This window comes from Novipirellula sp. (assembly GCF_041583735.1).
Classification (GTDB): domain Bacteria; phylum Planctomycetota; class Planctomycetia; order Pirellulales; family Pirellulaceae; genus Novipirellula.
The window spans coordinates 19,534-41,281 of the sequence record NZ_JBFHFD010000001.1; the positions used below are offsets into that span (position 1 = coordinate 19,534).

16 protein-coding genes and 1 tRNA gene are annotated in these 21,748 nt (G+C 53.6%); 13 read left to right on the forward strand and 4 right to left on the reverse strand.

Annotation, left to right across the window (positions count from 1 at the left end; genetic code table 11):
- Positions 1-97 precede the first annotated feature (97 nt).
- The 4 genes from ABX962_RS00085 (at position 98) to mqnC (ending at position 3,189) form a co-directional block, all read left to right on the forward strand.
- Entirely contained in the window at positions 98-322 is a 225-nt protein-coding gene (locus ABX962_RS00085; protein ID WP_372715432.1) for a hypothetical protein, read from the forward strand.
- On the forward strand, positions 319-1,020 hold the full coding sequence (locus ABX962_RS00090; RefSeq protein ID WP_372715434.1) for an RluA family pseudouridine synthase: 702 nt from the start codon (positions 319-321) through the stop codon (positions 1,018-1,020). The genes ABX962_RS00085 and ABX962_RS00090 overlap by 4 nt, the downstream gene beginning before the upstream one ends.
- Before the next feature lie 165 nt (positions 1,021-1,185).
- The gene (locus tag ABX962_RS00095; protein ID WP_372715436.1) at positions 1,186-1,998 is read left to right on the forward strand and encodes a menaquinone biosynthetic enzyme MqnA/MqnD family protein; all 813 of its coding nucleotides are present in this window, start codon (positions 1,186-1,188) and stop codon (positions 1,996-1,998) included.
- A gap of 36 nt (positions 1,999-2,034) precedes the next feature.
- Positions 2,035-3,189: a cyclic dehypoxanthinyl futalosine synthase gene (gene mqnC / locus ABX962_RS00100; RefSeq protein WP_372715438.1), complete on the forward strand. Its 1,155-nt coding sequence runs from the start codon at positions 2,035-2,037 to the stop codon at positions 3,187-3,189.
- A gap of 400 nt (positions 3,190-3,589) precedes the next feature.
- Here the strand turns inward: mqnC and polX are convergent, their stop codons facing one another.
- A complete protein-coding gene (gene polX, locus ABX962_RS00105; protein ID WP_372715440.1) occupies positions 3,590-5,311 on the reverse strand; it encodes a DNA polymerase/3'-5' exonuclease PolX in 1,722 nt (573 codons plus the stop codon).
- Positions 5,312-5,421: 110 nt separating this feature from the next.
- Between polX and ABX962_RS00110 the strand changes: the two genes are divergently transcribed.
- The 3 genes from ABX962_RS00110 (at position 5,422) to ABX962_RS00120 (ending at position 8,761) form a co-directional block, all read left to right on the forward strand.
- Positions 5,422-5,504 (forward strand) — tRNA-Ser (locus tag ABX962_RS00110).
- A 167-nt stretch (positions 5,505-5,671) separates the two neighbouring features.
- Positions 5,672-7,435: a hypothetical protein gene (locus ABX962_RS00115; RefSeq protein WP_372715442.1), complete on the forward strand. Its 1,764-nt coding sequence runs from the start codon at positions 5,672-5,674 to the stop codon at positions 7,433-7,435.
- Between the two features lie 960 nt (positions 7,436-8,395).
- Entirely contained in the window at positions 8,396-8,761 is a 366-nt protein-coding gene (locus tag ABX962_RS00120) for a SpoIIE family protein phosphatase (RefSeq protein WP_372715444.1), read from the forward strand.
- A 531-nt stretch (positions 8,762-9,292) separates the two neighbouring features.
- Here ABX962_RS00120 and ABX962_RS00125 read toward each other — a convergent pair.
- Together ABX962_RS00125 and ABX962_RS00130 are read right to left on the reverse strand one after the other, a co-directional pair.
- Positions 9,293-9,559 (reverse strand): RNA polymerase sigma factor, encoded by a 267-nt coding sequence (locus ABX962_RS00125; protein WP_372715446.1) that lies wholly within the window; start codon positions 9,557-9,559, stop codon positions 9,293-9,295.
- 98 nt (positions 9,560-9,657) lie between these two features.
- Positions 9,658-11,046: a PQQ-binding-like beta-propeller repeat protein gene (locus tag ABX962_RS00130; protein ID WP_372715448.1), complete on the reverse strand. Its 1,389-nt coding sequence runs from the start codon at positions 11,044-11,046 to the stop codon at positions 9,658-9,660.
- Between the two features lie 384 nt (positions 11,047-11,430).
- Between ABX962_RS00130 and ABX962_RS00135 the strand changes: the two genes are divergently transcribed.
- The 4 genes from ABX962_RS00135 to ABX962_RS00150 all read left to right on the forward strand — a co-directional run bounded on the left by ABX962_RS00135 (position 11,431) and on the right by ABX962_RS00150 (position 16,000).
- A complete protein-coding gene (locus tag ABX962_RS00135) occupies positions 11,431-12,201 on the forward strand; it encodes an SDR family NAD(P)-dependent oxidoreductase (RefSeq protein WP_372715450.1) in 771 nt (256 codons plus the stop codon).
- Between the two features lie 113 nt (positions 12,202-12,314).
- Positions 12,315-13,685 (forward strand): NAD-dependent succinate-semialdehyde dehydrogenase, encoded by a 1,371-nt coding sequence (locus ABX962_RS00140; protein WP_372715452.1) that lies wholly within the window; start codon positions 12,315-12,317, stop codon positions 13,683-13,685.
- A gap of 73 nt (positions 13,686-13,758) precedes the next feature.
- A complete protein-coding gene (locus ABX962_RS00145) occupies positions 13,759-14,892 on the forward strand; it encodes an alkene reductase (protein ID WP_372715454.1) in 1,134 nt (377 codons plus the stop codon).
- Positions 14,893-14,998: 106 nt separating this feature from the next.
- On the forward strand, positions 14,999-16,000 hold the full coding sequence (locus ABX962_RS00150; protein ID WP_372715502.1) for an NADP-dependent oxidoreductase: 1,002 nt from the start codon (positions 14,999-15,001) through the stop codon (positions 15,998-16,000).
- 1,891 nt (positions 16,001-17,891) lie between these two features.
- Here ABX962_RS00150 and ABX962_RS00155 read toward each other — a convergent pair.
- Complete coding sequence (locus ABX962_RS00155) at positions 17,892-18,665, reverse strand: helix-turn-helix domain-containing protein (protein ID WP_372715456.1); 774 nt, start codon at positions 18,663-18,665, stop codon at positions 17,892-17,894.
- A gap of 261 nt (positions 18,666-18,926) precedes the next feature.
- Between ABX962_RS00155 and ABX962_RS00160 the strand changes: the two genes are divergently transcribed.
- Positions 18,927-20,306, forward strand: a complete 1,380-nt coding sequence (locus ABX962_RS00160) for a polysaccharide lyase family 1 protein (protein WP_372715458.1) — start codon at positions 18,927-18,929, stop codon at positions 20,304-20,306.
- Positions 20,299-21,744, forward strand: a complete 1,446-nt coding sequence (locus tag ABX962_RS00165; RefSeq protein ID WP_372715460.1) for a nucleoside hydrolase-like domain-containing protein — start codon at positions 20,299-20,301, stop codon at positions 21,742-21,744. Before ABX962_RS00160 ends, ABX962_RS00165 begins: the two co-directional genes overlap by 8 nt.
- Positions 21,745-21,748: the final 4 nt, after the last annotated feature.

The window sequence follows — 21,748 nt, forward strand, 5'->3', positions numbered from 1 at the left end:
TCGATTCTCTCTTTACAAATTAAAGGTACGAGAGATCCGTCGATCGATTGTTGAAGTAATTTGAACACGACATCTTGTGTTTTAACAACTTACTTCAGTGATTGTCGTGGCCGGGATCTCTCGTTTTTTTTGCGCTGTTGTTGGTGCGCTGTTGTTGAGTTGCGAGACGGTTGCTGTGCGCTCGGGTATGGCATCAAAACTAAGTGGTTCAGATGGTGCGAAGCAGGTAACGTGCCAAGCACGCAACGACAACCACAATGATAAACGTAACGATGCGATTCGCATTGTAGTTGCGATGATGATGGATGATGTTTGCGGATGACGATTGACAGTGCGATCAAGGTGTTGTGGGACGGCGAGTCGATGTTGGCCGTCGAGAAACCAGCGGGACTGTCGACGCAATCGCCCCCAGGCGCCGATAGTCTTGAGTCGCGTTTACGTACCCAGCTTTCCGATCGTAGCGATTATCTCGCGGTCGTTCATCGACTCGATCGCCCCGTCAGCGGTGTGGTGCTGATCGCACTGCGAAAACGGGTCGCCAAACTGCTGTCCGAACAATTCGCAACGCGGAAGGTCGATAAGCAGTATTTGGCAGTCGTTGCGGGGAAAATCGAGCCCGTCGACCCGCTGTGGACGGACTATCTCAGAAAGGTCCCCGATCAGCCACGTGCCGAGCGTGCCACCAAAAACGATCCCGAGGCAAAGTTCGCCGAAACCCGCGTCGAAGTCGTTCGTTATTGCCGTGAACGCGATCGCACGCTCGTTCGGCTGTTTCCCCACACCGGCCGGATGCATCAATTGCGAATCCAATCGGCACTGCGAGGCCATCCGATCCTGGGGGATTGGCTGTATGGCGAGAACAGTTCTGAAAACGCGGTTGCGTGGGCCTCGGCGGGGCTGCGGTCCTCGAATCCAACGCGAATTATGCTGCATGCCGAATCGATCGCATTTCATCACCCCAAGAGCGGCGTTCGCGTCACGGTTGGATGCCCTGCGGACGAATTGCAGCAAATCGTGTAGGTTGTCCCTCTCGCTCGCGTTAAACGCCGCAGTGGACTGCGGTTTGGAGAGTGGACATGTGACGTTTTCCGATTCCGTTTTCGGGACTCCGAAAGATTTGGGAAGGCATGGTCACGGCCGTTCACGCGATCGACGACGCCCTTGATCGACAAAACAAGAGATCTAATGACATCTTCACTGCCGAACGCTCCGCTTCGCATTGGTGCGGTTTCGTATCTGAATACCAAGCCGTTGGTGTGGGGGCTGCGCGAGCGTTTGGGGGATCGTGGCGAGTTGTCCTTCAATTTGCCCAGCCGATTGGCGGATGATCTGCACTCCGGCAAATTGGATGTGGCCCTAATTCCCTCGGTCGAGTACCTGCGTGATCCCTCGCATACCATCGTTTCGGATGCCGTGATCGGTTGCCGAGGCCCGGTGTGGAGTGTTCGTTTGCTCAGCCGCGTTCCGGCCACCGATATCAAGCGATTGGCATTGGACGAAGGCAGTCGCACGAGCGCCGCGCTGCTGCAAATTTTGCTGTGGGAAATTCACGGCATTCGGCCCGAGATTGTTCCCTTTGCAATGGAGCAGACGCCTGAGGCGATCGATGCCGACGCATTGCTGATGATCGGCGATCGCGCGATGCATCCAGCTCCACGCTGTTACCAAGAAATATGGGATTTGGGTGATCGATGGTGCCGATGGACTGAATTACCCTTTGTGTTTGCAATGTGGGTCGCACGTACCGGGGTGGACGTCGGCGATTTAGCGACTGCGCTCGAAGCGTCGCGTGACGAGGGCATCGCATCGCTCGAAGAGATCGCTGCGTGTGAAGCTGCCGCCCATGGGCTAACCAACGAAGACCTATACCGTTATTTTGCTGAGAATCTGCATTACACGCTTGGCCCCGACGAACGGACTGCATTGGACGAATTTCGTCGCCGCGCGGTCTCGCTTGGCCTTGTTCCTGATTCAAGCTCTCCCATCGAAACGTCCTAAATCAAGCTCCCTGAAATCCTTGACGACTGAAAAATCATGATCGCTCCTGCCGCTGATAATTCGATCCGTGACATTTTGGACAAAGCTATCGAGGGCCAACGGTTGACCTCGGCCGAAGGACTGCGTTTGCTCGAAAGCCACGACCTGGCTGCTTTGGGGGCGGCTGCCGAAGCGGTTTCGCGGCGGATGCATCCCGAGCCCTACCGCACCTACAACATCGACCGGAACATCAACTACACCAACGTCTGCACTGCGGTCTGTGATTTTTGTGCATTCTATCGTGGTCCGAAAAGTGACGAAGGCTACGTGTTGCCTCGCGCCGAATTGTTGGCAAAGATCGAAGAGACCGTCGCGCTGGGCGGTAACCAAATCTTGCTGCAAGGCGGACTGCATCCGAAATACAAGTTGGAATGGTACGAAGAGATGCTCGGCGACATCAAACGTGCCTATCCCGACGTGAACATTCACGGATTCAGCCCACCCGAACTGCACCATTTCACCAAGGTCAATAACCTTTCGATCGAAGAAGTGCTCAAGCGGCTCAAGGCAGCTGGTTTGGGCAGCATCCCGGGCGGCGGTGCCGAAATTCTGGTCGACCGCGTTCGCAACGAGATCACTCGCGGCAAAGTCATGACCGATGACTGGTTAAACGTGATGCGAGTCTGGCACAAACTGGGCGGCGTCAGCAGCAGTACGATGATGTTCGGACACGTCGAAACGCTGGAGGAGCGGATCGAGCATTTGCACCGCGTCCGTGAACTGCAAGATGAAACGAGTGGTTTCACCGCGTTCATTTGTTGGACGTTCCAGCCCGACAATACCGAACTGTCGCACATCCCACCGAAGGGCTCGTTTGAGTACCTGAAAACGTTGGCGGTATCGCGATTGTTCCTCGACAACGTACCGAACATTCAAAGCAGCTGGGTCACGCAAGGATTGAAGGTCGGCCAGTTGGCATTGTTGTTCGGCGCCAACGATATGGGCAGCTTGATGCTCGAAGAAAACGTGGTCGCCGAAGCCGGCACGGTGCACTTCTTGACGCTCGATCAAATCCGCGCCTCGATTGAAGAGCTCGGGTTCGAAGCACGGCAACGCAGTGTCAACTACGAGCTCGTTGCACCTGAGCTAGAGCAGAAAGCGATCGAGGCCAATCGCAAACTAGCGTCCAAAGACTTGGTACAGCTCACCTAGCATGTTTCGCCGTCAATACTGCATTCAGCAGAGATGGTTGACGATACGAGTCACCTCTCCCGAGCGCAGCACGGGAGAGGTCGGACGGGCCCCATAGGCCTCGTCCGGGTGAGGGCCGACCGCGCAACCTTGCTTGTAGTGCGTCTCCACTTGCTCGGTCGGCCCTCACCCGAGCATCGCTGAAGGCTCTGCTCGACCTCTCCCTAAACTTCGTTTTGGGAGAGGTGGCTGTTTGCAGGTCACCTCTCCCGAGCGGAGCACGGGAGAGGTCGGACGGGCCCTTTAGGCCTCGTCCGGGTGAGGGCCGTCCGCGCAACATCGCTTGCAGCGCGTCTCCACTTACTCGCTCGGCCTTCACCGGCCAATCACAACTCGGCCCCACGCGATTCTCGCAAACGCTTTAACGCATTAACTTCTTCATCTCGTCCCAAGGCCGCGTATTTGCCACATCGTCTTTGGTCAAACCGCCGCGACGTGCTTGCTTGATGCCGAATCGCATCACGTCCAGCCCCTCGGTCGAGTGCGCATCGGTGCTGATCACGATCGGGATTCCGTGCCGTTTGGCGGCCGCCAAATGCACATCATTTAAATCCAATCGCGCCGGGTTCGCGTTCAGCTCCATCAGCGTCCCGTTAGCTTTTGCGGCCGTCATCACCGCGTCGATATCGACTTCGTAGGGTGGACGACGATTGATCAACCGTCCGGTGGGATGCGCGATACAGTCGACGTGCGGATTTTCAATCGCGCCGAGAATCCGTTCGGTGATCTGGTCGCGTGGTTGTTTCTGACCGTAATGGACACTCGCCAGCACCCAGTCGGCTTCGGCCAAACAATCGTCCGGCAAATCCATTCCCCCTTTTTCGAGAATGTCGCACTCGATGCCTTTCAGGATTACCAGCCGGCCTTCGTACTGATCGCGAATTGCATCGATCGCTTTCCATTGTTCGCGAAGTCGTTTCGGATCCAATCCAAATGCCATCGAAACACGCTGGCTGTGGTCGGTGATTGCGATGTACTTCAGTCCTCGGGCGATCGCGGCGTCGGCCATCTCTTGCAGCGTTGCGGTACCATCGGTCGCGTTGGTGTGCATGTGCAAATCGCCCACGATGTCGGACGTTTCAATCAGCTCGGGCAATTCGCCTTTTTCAGCCCAGGTGAACTCGTTGCGATCTTCGCGAAGCTCGGGCGTAATCCAAGGCAATCCGATTGCCTTGTAGACTTCTTCTTCGGTTTCGCCAGCGATTCGCGAGTCGTCTTCGGTTTTAAACACTCCGTACTCGTTGACTTTCAGCCCATGTTCTTTGGCGATCCGCCGCATGTGAACATTGTGTGCCTGAGAACCGGTAAAGTACTGCAGTGCTGCACCAAACTCGTTTGCTTCGACCAGACGCATGTCGACTTGGAATGCTTTGGCGACACGAATCGAAATCTTGGTATCGCCGCGCGCGATCGTTTGGCTTTGCTGGGGAAACGCTTCGAAGTGGTCCATCGCTGCGGTGCGGTCTTTGGCGACGACCAGCAAGTCGAGGTCGCCGATCGTTTCACGGCCGCGGCGGTAGCTGCCCGCCCAGCTCATTTTCTCGATTCCCTCGCACGACTGCATGTGGTTGCCGATGGTCGTGGCCAAATCATCGCCAGTGGACCAATAAATTCGCTCGGCCGCCTGCTGGGCGATCGCCAGCCCGTCCAGGATCGTCTCTTCGGATTTGGGGCCAAATCCTTTGACCTTGCGGATTCGTTCCTCCTGACAGGCGCGTTTCAGGTCGTCGAGCGATTCAATTTCCAGAGCTTCCTGTAATTTCATCGCTTTTTTGGCCCCCAATCCAGGGATCCTCGCCATTTGGATCACAATTGGGGGGACCGCTTGGCGCAATTCTTCCAATTGGGGTAACCCGCCGGTTTGGATCAGTGTCTCTGTTTTCTCACTGATCGTCTTGCCGATACCCGAAATGTCGGCGAGATTACGATCGGGGTCATTGATGATGGCCACGACCGGCTCGTCGAGATCGCGGATCGCCTGGGCTCCGTTGCGATAAGCCCGGATACGGAACGGATTTTCACCGCGGAATTCCAGCAGTTCCGCCATTTCGTCAAACACATCTGCGATTGCCGCGTTATCCATCCGTCATTCTCCACTGGGTTTTTTAGATTTACATTACCAATCCGTTGGTCTGGAAAACACCACCAGTTGCGAGGAAACGCAATCCAGCACAGAATAGCGAAGCCAAGTTCGGAGGATAAGCGAATTGGTGAGCGGCCTCATTGGAACTGAGGTACCCCGTAAGGGGCTGCGGGTTCGAGTCCCGTGTCCTCCGCTTTAAAGCCACTTGCCGCCAGTCGGTAAGTGGCTATTTTTATTGGTATTCACGTCTTTTTCGGGCAGTCAGTTTTGTCTCGAAAATGCGATGTTCCGATAAATGTTCCGATAAGAAGCCTGTCAGGGACCCCAATGTTCCGATAAGACCGGCAGGAGTGCTGCCAAATGGTCACGCGAGCGCGTCGTCAATGGAAACCCGACAGCCGGGGATACTACACCCGGCAGATAGGCTGGAAGCTAAGTAAATCCGGCATCCGGCAGCAGCACAAATTCATCTTAGGTACCGACCTCCGCCAGGCTGAGATTCGCGAGGTCAAGCTTCGTGAAATCTGGACTGTAATCGCGAGCCGCTCGCGCGAACCGGCCCCACTCTGGTGCGAAACCGAATTAGAAGTGGCCCGAGCCACCGCCAAAGGGGCAAGTGAGTTTGTCCTGCCCCGCAACGGCGGTGAGACGCCGACGAACTACGCGGAGCGACTGCAGAGACTCCAAAAGCGTTTCACGGTCATTCTCGTTCTGCCGGAGGATCGACGCGCCTATCGAATCGGAGAGGAAAATCTGACGAGATTGGAAGCAATCAACGACGATGGCCAGCTTGCATCCGTCCACACGCGACTGGAAAACGTGGATCCCGCGAAAATTCTGGCGATGCAAGAGTCTGAAAGGGTGCTTGTTGCTGCGGGAGTGCCGCTCACCTCGCCCAAGCCGGACCTCGCTTCCGTCAAACTGTTTGCTGACGACGAAGTGCCCGCCAGCGATACGCATCACTTGTCTCGCCCAGGAGTGACTTCGTGCGAGGAGTCAGCAGACGCTATTGCGATCGAAGGAACGCTGCACCAAGCAATGAAGAAATATCAAGAGTACCTCGAACGCGAGTTCCACCGTCCAGAGTCGAACCAAATCTCTCCCTGGGGCAAAACTCAGGTGAAGCAGGTGGAAACTTTGATTCAGCATCACGGGGACCGTCCGATTTCGGAGTTAGACGCTTCCGAAATCAACGAACTCATCGGGTATTGGCGTCGACGCCCCTGTAAGCTCAGAACAACGACTCCGATGACGTCGAAAAGCTGCAAAAATTACTTGAGTGCACTCACTCGCTTCTTGAAATGGCTGGACACCAGTTCGCGGTTCGAGTGGACAAAACCCATTGCTTTCGGCGACATGGACACGCGAATCAGACGTCTTGCTGTCGACCATGCACGAAAGAGCCTAGAGCAGGTAGACACGTTTTCATTTGATGAACTGAAACTGCTGATGCGCTATGGGCATCCGTTTGATCGGCTTTTGCTTTTGATGGGGCTCAATTGCGGCTTCGGTCGTGCAGAGATCGCATCAACACTGGTGGGCGAAGTACACCTGTTCTCGGCCCACTCACCCCGGCACCAGGAAATTCTGGACTTCAAATCGACCGCGGAGGATTCCTTCATCAAGCGGGTCCGTCGCAAGAGCGGCGTTTATGGAGAGCACATTCTCTTCCCATTGACTGTCCAGGGCATCCAGTGGGCGATGAAGCATCGCAGAACATTCCCAGGCTACGGCCCTCATGCGGTGTTAGTGGTCAATAGGGCGGGCACTGCTCTGGATAAGTCCACTAAAGCCGGCAACACAAACCAAATGATCCCGAATCACTTCGATCGGTTGATCAAACGCATTCGTGCCGATGACCACGACATTCGATCATTGTCGTTTGGAAAGCTCCGTAAGACTGGCAGTCAACTTATCAAGCGTTTCTCTGATGGGGAGATCATGGGAGTATTCGATTGCCATGGGCAACCCGTCAAGAGTGACGCTTTAACCGACGCGTACAGCAATCGTCCATTTGGTCGCGTGTTCACCGCGATTCGCAATGTCCAAGAATACCTGCAGCCCGTGTTTGCTGAAGCGGGCAACGACCCTTTCACCACGCGGGACGCACCATCAAGCCAGTGACCGTCGCGGCCATCTCCAGACGTGATTGCATTCATGCAACCTTCCAGGGACGAGCGTAACAAAATATTACTCATCAATAGACCAGGGGCACTGCGAACCACTTGGACTTACGTCGGCTTGTCGAAAACGAAAATCTGCGAGGCATCGGCGACTGAGATCATAATTGGTGATCCGCAGTTCGCGCGGCTGCCTCACTCTCCCAATTGCAGTCGCATTTCCGTCTGCTTAGGTGAGTCTCATCATTGAAAAGCCCTCGCGATCATAACATGTAAACAACAGCACTCGGCTCTTGCGATACAGCGACGAAGGTTGCTAGATTTCACCATGACTCGAGATCTGGGATGCTCCGAGGCTCCGGCACGGTGAAAATCAAAAAAACAAGTGGTTTCCTGTCATTCTTTGTGATTCCAAGTTAAAGTCATTTTGTTGAACCTGAGATCAATTGAACAGCATTAGCTACATTAATGGCAGCACCTCACCAAGCCATACAATGCCCATCGGCGTTGGTACCTTTGTAGACAACTTGACGCTGCAATGGAAAAACAAAGCGAGTGTCCGCACAAGAAACGCAGACCGTTGCTTTCGTTGCAGCGGAAGCAACAGTATTCGTGAAGACTATCGGATCCACTCCTCGGCAAATGAATCACTCTCGTGAAAGGCTGGTTGATCGAAGTGCTTTCACGGGGTGTGCTAAAATAACCGTATGAATCTCGAAAGAACGGGGAGATTGTCGTGCTCCGTTTTACCATCCGGGCCCGCGAAATCGCGAGTATTTCAATAATAACTCTCTACAGTCCCGAAACACCAACGTACCCATTCGATCCACCCTACCTAATTTCAGATTGCCAGCAAGACGCTGGTGACAACTATTACAACCGTGATGTTTGATCCTGCTTCCAATCGTGAAACGTCCACGTCCAGTCTTCATTGAAGTGCCTGCGGCATCAGCGCATGTAATGCATGGAGGTGTGGGGTGGAAACCGACAGGCTGACAGATACCTTGAAACGCCTGGTCTGGAGGCCTGGATTTACAGTCAGCACCATCAGCAAGCGCAAGGTGGCGGTGATGTGTATTATGTCTTTTCATACGCCTCAGGCAGAATCACTCGAATTCTTCTGGCCGATGTTAGTGGTCACGGTGTCGACGCATCAAAGTTGGCAATCGGTCTGCGGGAGCTGATGCGGCGCAATATCAACATTGTGCGGCAAAACCGGTTTGTTGCTGAAATGAACCAGCAGTTTGCTGAGCTGGCTTCGAACCACCAGTTTGCCACCGCAGTGGTCTGTTCTTTTTTCTCTCCAACAAGACGGCTCACGCATTTGTAATGCTGGTCATCCCGAACCCCTGTGTTTGCAGCAGTTAGATAGGCAGTGGACTGCTATATCCCAGCCATCGGAGACACTCGAATTAAGCGACTTTCCGCTAGGTGTTTTGATGAAGCAAGTTACACTCAGACCGTCCTGAAGCTCTCAGACGGCGACTTGGTACTACTTTTTAGCGACGCGTTGTCGAGTCGGTAGACGCGAATGGCGAACTCATGGGTGCCGACGGACTGCTGAGCATCATTCAAAGTCTTGAGTGCGACCGACCCGATCGTTTCATTCCTGCATTGAATGATGCGATCAGGGCACAAGACCCAAATAGCTTGTCGGACGACGACGCGACTGTGCTATTGATTCGCGCCACTGGCACGAGAACTTCGAAGGCAATCCACGGTCCTTCAATTGCCGCAGTACATATTGATCGTGCTGCTGATTCCAAATCAGGGAAATTTCACTGGCCGGGTCTTCCAACGCGGCGAGTTTCGCATCCATCTCTGAGCCACCGAATCCACCCGGCTTGCGGTCTCTGCAACGTCAGTGTTTGCGAAGACGGTTTAGCAGAATTGTTTTCAGCCAACCGCGAAAGGCTCCAACGTGTCCGCGATGCTCGAATTGTTTGATGTCGTTGGCAACCGCGAGCAAAACGTCTTGGACCAAATCATCCGCATCGCTCGCTTTCACTTCGTCCTTTAATATCCAACGACGCAGCAGCGGCCCATACAGAGTCAGCAATCGATCCCAAGAATCCGACTGACCCGATAGTTGAAATTGGTCGAGGAGACTGACTGAAGTGTTTTCCATTGACGATTATCGATCCGAAAAGTGTTTTGACGATGCAAGCTTGTTTCATGTTTTGTACTTGAGCCACCCTATGATTGTAACTGATACGCGACTCGACACTACCGATGATCCGCCGACTCAACGCCGACGATGCAGTACAAATGATCGACAGTTCGCAAGTAGATCTCGCTATCAGTCAATGCTGGGGTGGCCCATGACATCTGATCGCCAAGTTCATTGACGGCAATCGTCTCCAGTGAGTCACCTGGCTCAATAACGTGCGTACTACCGCCGGCGTCCAAGGCGTAGACATAACGCCCGTCTGACCATGGCGAAGCCCAGAATGATCTCGCCCCGCGGACTCGTGATTCGAATATTTTTTCTCCAGTTGAAGCATCGACGCAGGTGACAATCCCCGCCCTCCGCTGAAAAAAATACAGCTTGCCTTTGCAATAGACCGGTGATGCCATCTGGATACCAGAATCATCCATTCGCCACTGGACAAACGGGCCCGTCATACTGTCGTCGGGTGGGGTAATGTCGCCTTCACCACCAGGCGTGATGCAGTAGAGCCGTCCGCCGCCATCATCTGGTCCGCCACGATTTCGAAATTCGTTGCCAATGAATAATCGGTCACCAACGGCGGTCGGTGTAGCTGAGCTGCGACCCTTGTCCATGTCTATTTGCCACAGGAGCCTACCTGTTTGAGGATCATAAGAACGATAGACCATTCCGCCAACAATCAATTCGGTACGCTGCGAGTTTTTCCAAAGGAACGGGCTGCTGTATTGGGAGCTTTCACTGCGGTTGGTCCGCCAGACTTCTTTACCAGACTTGGTGTCCAAACAAGTCAGGAACGACTGCTGTTCATTGTCCACCTGTATGAACAAGCGATTATCTTGCAGTGCAATTGAGCTAGCAGTTCCCCATCCGGCCCGCATTTCGTAGACGCCCAAGTCGGTTTGCCAAACGACATTACCCTGGAGGTCCAAGCAGTGCACGCCATTCATTCCGAAGTAAGCGTAAATCCGTTCTCCATCGATGGCCGGGGTTTCAGTCGCATACGTATTGGTTGTGTGGCGTGAAATCGGAGGGATTCCGGTTTTGACCGTCCGACGCCAAACTTCTTTGCCCGAGGCACGGTCGATGCAAAGCACTTGATATTGATAAACCACGTTTACCAAATCATTACGGTTTCGACCGTAGCCGCCGTTGTAGTTTTCTGGCTTGGTCGATTCTGCGTTCGCGGAGTCCTGCGGCACAGCCGTGGTCAGATACAGTCGATCCTGCCAAACCACCGGCTGCGACCATCCCTCTCCCTGAGGATCGATCTTCCATCGGACACCTTTCCGTTGCCCATCGGCGTCAGACCAATGAATTGGTAGCGGAGACGTCGACGTCGCGTTCTGGTGCACACCGCGAAACTGTGGGTAATTGCTGGTTTCGCCGGCGGCAGTTGTGGCGAAGAGAGCTAATGCACATACCGATTGGAGGATTATAAATTTCACTAACTCGATTCCTGAAATGGCAGATTGATCTAGGGCGTTCTGCATTCTGGACAGACGCCTAACCATCATAAACCAAGGGCAAGTTTGCGTTGGCCTGAATGACAATGATTCAGTTCTGTGTCGACGCAACTCGAAATTAGCCTGGACTCGTTGGATTGCTGTCATCGCTCCGGAATTCAACTACTTCATCTGCCATGCCATCAGCTAGGCCGGTCGCTAACCGACCAGTCCACCAACCTTTCCGGTTCGATTCGCGTCCTGGCACACCAATTGCGTTGTCTGGCTCGTGACCTGTTCGACGATCTCACCAGACAGCTGCTGTGATTAACCGAGCCACACCGATCACTTCGCTGCAATCACTCTTACTGGAATTTAAGTCGAATTATGGCAACTACACTCATTACGGGCGCTTCATCCGGAATTGGCAAAGAACTGGCGATCCAGTTCGCCGCAGGCGGTGATGATGTCGTGCTGGTCGCTCGCAGTGAAGCCAGATTGAACGATCTCGCTGACCAAATTCGCGAGGACCAGGGTGTTGGTGCAACTGTCATCTGCAGCGACCTCGCTACGACGGATGGTGTCGATCAGATTAGCCAACAACTGCGCGAGCATGCCATCGATATCGACACGCTGGTCAATAATGCGGGAATGGGTGCTCTCGGAAAGTTCGCGGAATTGTCGATCGACCGACAAACCGACATGTTGATGTTGAACGTTGTGGCGCTGACGCGTCTGACGCGAGCCTTGTTACCCGGCATGATCCAGCGTGGTCGTGGCGGTGTTTTGAACGTGGGGTCGATCGCCGCGTACCAAGCTGGCCCGAACATGTCGGTGTACTACGCGAGTAAAGCCTACGTTTTGTCGTTTACCGAAGGGTTGCGAGAGGAACTCGCTGACACCGGCTTGCATGTCACTTGTCTAGAACCCGGTCCGACCGAGTCGAGTTTCGCCGAAGACTCCGGCATGGGCAAGCTCGATATGTTTTCATCCTCCACGATGTCCGCCCAAACCGTAGCGAAAGCCGGTTACGAAGGCTACCGTGACAATCAAGACGTCGTAATTCCCGGCTGGAAAAATCGCTTGATGGTCACGTCGACAGGCTTCTTGCCACGTTTTGCAACACGAAAATTGGTTGGAAAACTGCAGGGCGTCTGAGGGCGAAACCAGCTTCGACAAGAAAGTTGCTTGTTGGGCCAAGATAGGCAAGCAGTAAGCCAGTCGATTGCGGTGACACGAATACCTCAACTCAACTACCGGAGATCTCACTGATGACCATTGCAACTATCAATCCAGTGACCAACGAAACGATCAAAACGTTTGAGCCGATGACCAAGGATGACGTGATGGATGCCATCGGCGGCGCCCACACGGCTTTTCAAAAATGGCGAGAAAGCACATTCGATGAACGCAAAACTTTCTTGCAGAAGTTCGCCAATCTCCTGCGAGCTGACGCGGATGAGTACGCTCGAATGATCACTTTGGAAATGGGTAAACGGATCTGCGAAAGCCAGTATGAAATTGAGTACTGCGCGAACATAGCAGAGTTTTACGCCAACGGTGCTGAGGCATTTCTGGCCGATCAGCAAATGAACGTTAACGGTGCGAACGCGTATCTTTGTTACCAACCACTTGGCGTTCTGTTGGGTGTAATGCCCTGGAACTTTCCCTTCTATCAAGTCGTGCGTTTTGCTACCCCCAACATCATGGCTGGCAACACTGTCATGGTAAAACACGCCAGTAACGTTCCGCAGTGTGCGGTTGCGATCGAAGAACTGTTTAACGATTGTGGTTTACCAAGTGGCGTCTACACCAACCTCTTTGTTTCAAGCGAATTCGTGGAAGCGATCATCTCTGACTCTCGCGTCCAAGGGGTCTCGTTGACCGGCAGCGAACCTGCGGGAGCTTCCGTGGCTACCGTCGCCGGCAAGAACCTCAAACGCAGTGTTCTTGAGCTCGGCGGCAACGATCCGTTCATTGTTCTCGAAGATGCGGACCTCGATCATACGATAGAGCAAGCCGTCAAAGGCCGAATCGTCAACGCCGGTCAGTCCTGCGTGGCATCGAAACGATTCATCGTCGTCAAGGCGGTGGCGGACAAGTTTATGGATGGATTTAAGAAGCAAATGGAGTCGTTGAAACTCGGCGACCCGATGGACACCGACACGACGCTGTCGCCACTGTCTTCCGAAGACGCCGCCGTCACAGTGCAGAAACAAGTGCAGTCGGCGATAGACGCGGGTGCCACTGTGGTCTTGGGGGGCGATCGACCTGATTGCGACGGCGCCTACTTCAATCCGACCATCCTGACAAATGTAACGAAGGATATGCCAACCTTCGATCAAGAGATTTTCGGCCCGGTCGCGACGGTGTACGTCGTCGAAGATGAAGCCGAAGCAATCAAGCTCGCCAACGATTCGTCCTACGGCCTGGGCGGCAGCGTCTTCACCGCTGACGTCGAGCGTGGTCGCCGCGTCTCTGAGCAAGTGGAGACGGGAATGATGTTCATCAACCAACCTACCCAGTCTCAAGCTGAACTTCCGTTCGGTGGCATCAAGAACTCGGGCTACGGACGCGAGCTTTCGCACCTCGGCATCCTCGAGTTCATCAACGAAAAACTGATACACTGCGGTAGCAAGTAGTAGCAACTTTGCCGCGTGCTCGGCACATCAGTCAATTCATCCGAACCCAAAAACTGTATCGAAAGAGACTCAAATGAATCAATTCGCACCCAATCTAATGTCCGAGTTCCAATGGGACGGTCTTGTCGCCCAGAATCGAGTCGCGATGTCGCCGATGACACGCGGCCGAGCCGAAAAAACGATGACGGCAAATGCGTTGATGGCACGCTATTATGCGCAACGAGCATCAGCAGGAATTCTTATCACCGAAGGCACGTTCATCTCCAAAGAAGCTATTGGTTGGGTCGGTGCTCCTGGAATTTGGAGTGATGAGCAGGCCGATGCCTGGATGCAAGTCGTTGACGCAGTTCACGAAAATCATCAGACACCTTTCTTCATGCAACTGTGGCACACAGGACGGGCTTCGCACAGTGATTTTCACGATGGTTCTGCTCCGGTAGCACCCTCAGCGATTGGGATCGAAGACGACTCGATTCGCACTCCATCAGGCGACAAGAAGCTGTACGAGACACCACGCGTCTTGCGAACAGACGAAATCCCGCGATTGGTCGAAGACTACCGCGCCGCAGCAGAACGGGCGAAGTCGGCGGGTTTCGACGGGATCGAAATTCACGCTGGAAACGGTTACCTGCTGGATGAGTTTCTTCAATCGAAGACGAATCATCGAACAGACCAGTACGGAGGAAGTCTCGAGAATCGTTTTCGGCTCGTCCGCGAGATCATCGACGCCTGTAAAACCGCTTTTGATATTTCTCGGATTGGCGTTCGCATCTCGCCGAACGGGAAGTTTAATCAGATGGGGTCACCCGACTTTCGAGAAACCTTTCTATATGTCGCGGAGCAATTGAGCAACTACAAACTCGCGTGGCTCGACATTCTAGATGGTTTGGCATTCGGATTTCATGAACTAGGTGATCCGATCACGCTGAAAGATATTCGCGAAGTGTACAGCGGCCGATTAATGGCGAACTGTGGTTACGATCGCGATCAAGCCGAACAGGCGGTCGCAGATGGACTTGCGGACATGGTTGCTTTCGGCAGACCTTTCATCAGCAATCCCGATTTGGTGGAGCGATTTGCAAATGATTGGGACTTCAATGAACAGGCATCGCAAGACGTTTGGTATTCGCCCGGACCAGAAGGCTTCACTGATTTTCCCACCTATCATGAGAGCAAGGAAGAGAACTTGAGTGCTTCAGCGAGATAAAGGAACCCGTATGCGTCTACGCGGCGCGTGAGCAAAACGCTTTGTAAGAAAGAACACTCCTTCCACCCATAAGAGCAGCCTCGTGACTACCCAATCGTCTCAAGTGATGAAGTCGCAACAAATCGTTCTCACCTCACGCCCGACGGGTGCACCGACGTCATCGAATTTCAAAATGAAGTTCACGGAGATCGGACCGATTGATGATGGAGAGTTCCTTGTCAAAAACAGTTGGATGTCTGTTGATCCCTACATGCGGGGTCGAATGAAAAGTGCTGACAGCTATGTCCCAGCATTCCAGATTGATGAACCTCTTGAAGGCGGATGCATCGGCGAGGTCATCGAGTCTCGCAACAAAGACTTTAGCAAAGGCGACACTGTGTTAGGTAGTCTCGGTTGGCGTGAATATTGGAAATCGAACGGCGACGGCGTCACTCCAATCGACCCGAACCTCGCTCCGATCCAAGCGTTTTTGGGTGTACTAGGTATGACGGGGCTAACGGCATGGGTGGGTTTGAATCGGATCGCCAGTCTCCAATCAGGTAGCACCGTGTTTGTTTCCGCCGCGTCGGGCGCGGTCGGTTCAATCGTGGTCCAACTTGCCAAAGCAAAAGATTGCCGTGTGATCGGTAGTGCAGGTAAGGCGGAGAAGATCGAGTGGCTCAAGCAGAAGACGGGGATCGACAAGGTCATCAATTACAAAGAGACGAGTGACTTGGTCGGCGAGTTGGCCGAGAATGCACCGGACGGAATCGACGTCTACTTTGACAATGTCGGAGGCGACCACTTGGAAGCCGCACTCGATGTCATAAATGATTTCGGCTGCTGTGTGGAATGTGGAATGATCTCGACTTACAACGCGACCGAACCGATCCCGGCACCCCGAAACCTATTTCAGGTCATCGGCAAACGCATTCGCATGCAAGGGTTCATCGTTCGTGATCACCTCGATGCAAAGGACGAGTTTGTCCGAGAAATGACGAAGCTGATCAAAGCCGACAAAGTGGTTTGGAAAGAATCAATCACCGAGGGCCTCGAAAACGCACCCGCTGCCTTCATCGGGCTCTTCGACGGCGACAACCTCGGAAAACAACTCGTCCGCATCAGCTAACCAGGCCTGTATCACACGCCTGCATTCGTCACAAGTTAATCCGCTATTTCGCAGCGTGGCTACCGCCGAGAGCATCTGAAAGTTTCGATACCCTTTTCCGCTAAACGGGAATTTGACAAGAACCCGTTGCAACCAAGCCGAATAGTCTACGTCCGTCTTATTTGATCGCAATGGATGACCCGGATTCGCTGGGTTAGACGCAAATTCGACATTACTGAAACTTGCGCCGGTTTTATCGAACGGAGCAGATCTTCGCTCAGCATGCCGTTCCTGCCATGGGTGTCGGTGCCATCGTGGACCTCTTCGGTGATGCGTGCATCGATTGAATCACGCATTGGCAGTGTCGACACCAAAGAATCGTCCGGTCGATAAAACTGGACCGTCCCAAGTAAATATGTATTTGCGACACGCAATCGGCCAAAGCCGTTTTACTCTCCGCTAGGCGGCAGATCTTGTCCAGTGAGTCGAATGGGAAACCAGGGGTTGTTGTGGAAATGTACGATTCAGGCTGCAGGATGAATTCTCACCAACAGTTCCAAACCGATTTCTTTAAGCGATGGAAAGCCAACATCCAGGCTCCTGGCGAAACTTTGATGTTCCGGATTGAACAACAATTTCTCGAGCGTGTGCGGAAGAATCACCCCAGCTTCTTCATTCGTTTCAGTTTAACGGAAGTTCAGAAACAATCTATGATGCTGTGTTGTCTCTGCTAATTGAGGCTCTTGATTTCATGCCGAGACGAATCGACTGTTCTTTTGATTCCACCTGGGAAGCGTTGGACATGTCCTGCAAACACCTACATGGGATATCGATCGGTGAGAACTCTGAGTTGAGTTTCTATGACAATCTCCGTCAATTCTCAATACCTTTGATTTGGACTCAGCAATACAACAACAACCAACGAATTGCACTAGCGATCGATGAAAGCCTTTCTGCTCTTCTACTTCAATCGTGCAAGTTTCTTGCCAAGCGGATCCTTCATTCATTTGACCCCGCCGCTACGAATGAGAGACAGAGAGGAAGGGTTACGAAACGGATTTTGCTGTATCCAAGAAACACTCAAATGGTACGGCATTTCTTGGACGCGTTAGCAAAGAAGTTTGGGCATGGGACCGTACCAGCTGTCGGCGTACGTAAGGCGGGAATTGTGGTGCGTAAAATGATGGCAGGATCTGAGATCGAGCTCTTTGGCACGAAGTTTGTTTTTTCTACCGAAGTACGGCTGTCATTTTTGTTAAACGGGTTTCTCTACACTTATCGGAACGAGAGGCTCCACGGAACCAAGCCTTCTCCGTTCATAAGCAGCAAAGCCACGATTAAGACATTTACACTAGCGCACTCTGCGTTTCTTATGACCCACCTGTTGCTACTGCTGATCCTCAACAAGTGGGATCCTGGCAATCAATATTCAAGCGATATTTGCTTTAACCAGTGCCAAAACCTAGAAGGATTTCGGCGACTGTACGGGCGGCATGTAGATAGATAACGTCAGAGCTGACGGATTGTTTTCTGACCATTGCAGAGAAGCGAAACCAAAAATCTGCCCAGCTTGCACAAGACAACCAATCCACTTCCTTAAGCAAAATCGATTTGGTCCAGCCCACCGATTTGATATGTTTCGGTGCTCCGGAGGCGGATAACAGAGAATCGCCCGATCGATGAAACCGGAGCAAGCAGGTAGGCTGCGATTTTGGGGCAGAAGGATCTACGCTTGTACAAAATGGACGGGGGTCACATTTAAGCGTTTTCTTTGACGCTCAACAAGTTGATTTGACTTGCCACAGGGATTCACTCCAGCCGCCTGGCGTTCGTGGTCGCGAGTCCACGCGAAATAGCTGGCGGTGAAATTCACCACTGCATGTCATAGGCTTCGTATGTTACTGATGTGATTCTAGAGGGATGACGGGTGACGACCAACTGTTGCACAATGTTCTTTTCGGTATTCTCGCGGCGAGCAACCGCAGACAGCTTTGAAGACTTCATTGAATCGACTAAGACTCTGGAAACCTGAGTCCAACGCGATGTTCAGGATAGCGTTGTCGGTCGTAATCAGCAGACGCTGTGAATGCGAGATGCGGTGCTGGGCGACGAATGAGGTTATCGTGGTGCCGAACGTCTTCCGAAATAGGCTCATGGCATAGTTTGCATGCAGGCCAATGGCTTCAGCAATTGACTCGGACGTCAGCGGTTGCTGATAGTTTCTCGCGATATAGCAGGCAAGTTGATCCGCCCGCGAAAGCATCGGGGTGGAACGTGGCGTTGTCGCTTTTGAGACCCTGGCTGCTAATCGCAGCAGCCGCGCACGCACCTCCAATTTTGCCGCCAGCTCCAACGAAGGATCGCCATTTCCCAGTTCCTGCTCCCACCGATGGAATATCATCTCGTCCACGTTGTCCTGCATCGAGTCAATGAGGAGTTCGCCCTGAAGGACTCGACTCACCAGACCGGAATCAGTGCCAGCCCGCAGGAAATCGCTCAGCGGCAAGGTAATGACGAAGTAAGGCGACGCTCCTTCGAAGTCGACAATTTGATGGGGCATCGCCGCCCAGAAAATTGCGAGGCGTCGTGCATCGATAATCGTCCGACGTCCGCCGAGGAGGTAACTCAGCGAACCAGACGAGAGCAGATTCAGTTCGACCTCGTTGTGTCGGTCCGGTCGGGGCATGCGAGCCGGTTTCCACAGCTCGCACGTGAAGCCGTAGGGAGAGAACTCGGGGCGTCTGGTGTCGAATTGTTTCATGCACCTTAGAATACCGTGAGTATCGCGTCCGAAACAGTGAGACTTGCGGCAAATAGTAGATAAAATGCGGCGATGTTGGTGGCGCCATCTTCCTCGATTGTTGGGAACACGCTGACCACAACGTGCCGACAGAGTTCGGCCAACGGACCACGATGCTTTCCCCCCAAACATAACGAGGAGATTCTTATGAAGTTTCTGCTGCCATTGATGCCTGCCCTTGTGCTCTTGCTTATCACGACCGGACAGGCCATTGCGGGAGACCTCCCAGCATTTCCTGGAGCGGAAGGATATGGAGCCAGCACCCCAGGCGGGCGCGGCGGACGCGTGATAGCGGTGACGAACCTGAACGACTCGGGGCCGGGCAGCCTGCTGGCGGCTTGCGAAGTCGAGGGGCCGCGCATCGTCGTGTTCAAGGTGGCGGGCACGATCGACGGCGATGTGCGAATCCGGCACGACCACATCACTGTCGCCGGCCAGTCCGCACCCGGCGGTGGCATCACGATCAAAGGAAATCTTAGCATCGACGCCAATGATGTCGTCATTCGGTATCTCAGAGTCCGAACCGATCACGAGGGGGACGCCGTTGGCACTCGATATAAGAAGAACATCATTCTGGATCACGTGTCGGCCAGTTGGAGCACTGACGAGGTGCTTTCTCTGTACCACAACGAGAACGTCACCATTCAATGGTGCATGATCACCGAAGCTTGCGCGAAAGCTGACGGGTCGCATCGTTTTGGCGGCATCTGGGGCAACCAGTACGGCACCTATCATCACAATTTGATGGCTCACAACGACAGTCGAAACCCCCGTTGGGCATCAGGATGTGGGTTCAACGATTACCGTAACAACGTGCTTTACAATTGGGGTTATGAAAGCAGCTATGGCGGGGAGGCACAACAAAAGGGAGATCGGCGGAATCCACCCATCCCCTTCTCGACGATTAACATGGTGGCCAATTTCTATAAACCCGGTCCCGCGACACGCAGCGACGTGAGTTCTCGTATTGCAAATCCGTCGAGCCGCGGCGATGACGATACCGGCAGTTGGCATGTGGCTGGTAATCATGTCGACGGGGCTCCCGATGTGACTGCTGACAACTGGCTGGGCGTGGCTGGCAATTCCTTTCAGAAGCTCGCGGAGCCGTGGAAGGGGATGCCCATTCACCAGCAATCCCCAATGGAAGCTTATCGGGCTGTTCTTGAACATGCTGGATGCTCATTGCCAATGCGTGATTCGATCGATGCACGCATCACCGAAGAGGTCCGCAATGGCACCGGCACCCATGGCAAGAACGGCATCATCACCACGCCAAAGGACGTTGGCGGTTGGCCGGACTTGAAGAGCGGAACAGCCCCCACCGATTCCGATAGCGACGGCATGCCCGATGACTGGGAAGGCAAATACGGCTTTGACGCTAACAATGCCGATGACCACGCGTCCGACAAGGACGGCGACGGATACACCAACGTCGAGGAGTATCTCAACGGCACAGACCCGACGGTGTTCGTGGACTACACGAAACCGGAAAACAACATCAATACGCCGGAGAAGCCCCGTGAGTAGTCATTTGTATCACGTTCTGAAAATTCGGTTTCAGCTCGTCCTGTTGGCCCTGTTGCTACTAGGCCAAAACGATTCGCTGGTGGCATCGGATAAGCCACGCGTGATTGTCACGAGCGATGGCGAAATCGACGACGAATGTTCGATAGTCCGTTTTCTGCTCTACGCGAACGATTTCGACATCGAGGGAATCATCACTTCCAGTTCGCAGTATCATGCTCATGGGCACAACTGGGCCGGAGACGACTGGGCACAGCCCTATTTGGCGGCGTATGCCAAAGTCTATCCGAACCTCATCAAGCACGACCCTCGCTATCCCACGCCTGAGTTCCTTCAGTCTCGAACGTTGCTTGGAAACGTAAAGTCGGAAGGGGAAATGGACGAGGTCACCGCAGGTTCGCAGCGAATCGTCGAGGTCTTGCTGGACGAGTCGGACGAGCGTCCGATCTGGATTCAGGCTTGGGGCGGAACGAACACCATCGCAAGGGCGTTGAAGACGATCGAGCAGCAGCATCCGGAGAAGATGGCTGCGGTGGCGAAGAAGATCCGCTTCTATTTCATCTGGGAGCAGGATGAAACTTACCAAAACTACATCCGTCCGCACTGGGGAAAATACGGCATTCCGACGATCATTTCCGATCAGTTTATTGCGATATTCTATCACTGGAAGAAGTACATCCCAACGGACCAGAAGACTTATCTTGCCAGCTCGTGGATGAAGTCGAACATCCTCGAGAATCACGGCCTGCTGTGCTCCCTTTACAAGGCACATACGGGCGACGACAAGGGTTTCGAAGAAGGTGATTTTCGATCCGAGGGTGATTCGCCAGCGTTCTTCTACAACATTCCAAACGGCCTGCGCAGCGATGAATCCCCGGATTGGGGCGGCTGGGGCGGTCGCTTTGTCAAGGTCCGCGAAAACACGTGGCTCGACCCCGTGTCAGAGTCCGGCTATCAATATCCGATGGGTCGCTGGTTTTCGGGTTCGGCCTGGGGACGGCAGCGATTGAAGAAGGAGATTCCCAACGACGCCGAATTGATTTCCTATCTCGAACCTCAGTGGCGATGGATCGGCGATTTGCAAAACGATTTCGCAGCACGTGCCGACTGGTGCGTGAACGAGTTCACCGAAGCCAATCACCATCCTGTCATCAAAGTGAATGGCGACCTGACTCGCAACGTCAAGCCGGGCGAAGTAGTGCAACTCGCTGCAACAGCGACTGATCCCGACGACGACGAACTGACGTTTCGATGGTGGCAGTATTCTGAAGCTGATTCGGCCGCCGCGACTGTCACCATTAAAAAAGACGGCTCGGCAGAACGCGCCAGCTTCATTGTTCCGAGCGAATCAGGCAAAGATGTTCACATCATCGTTGAGGTCACGGATAGCGGTATACCGGCACTAGTTCGTTATCAGCGGATCGTTTGTAACATCGAATAATCGG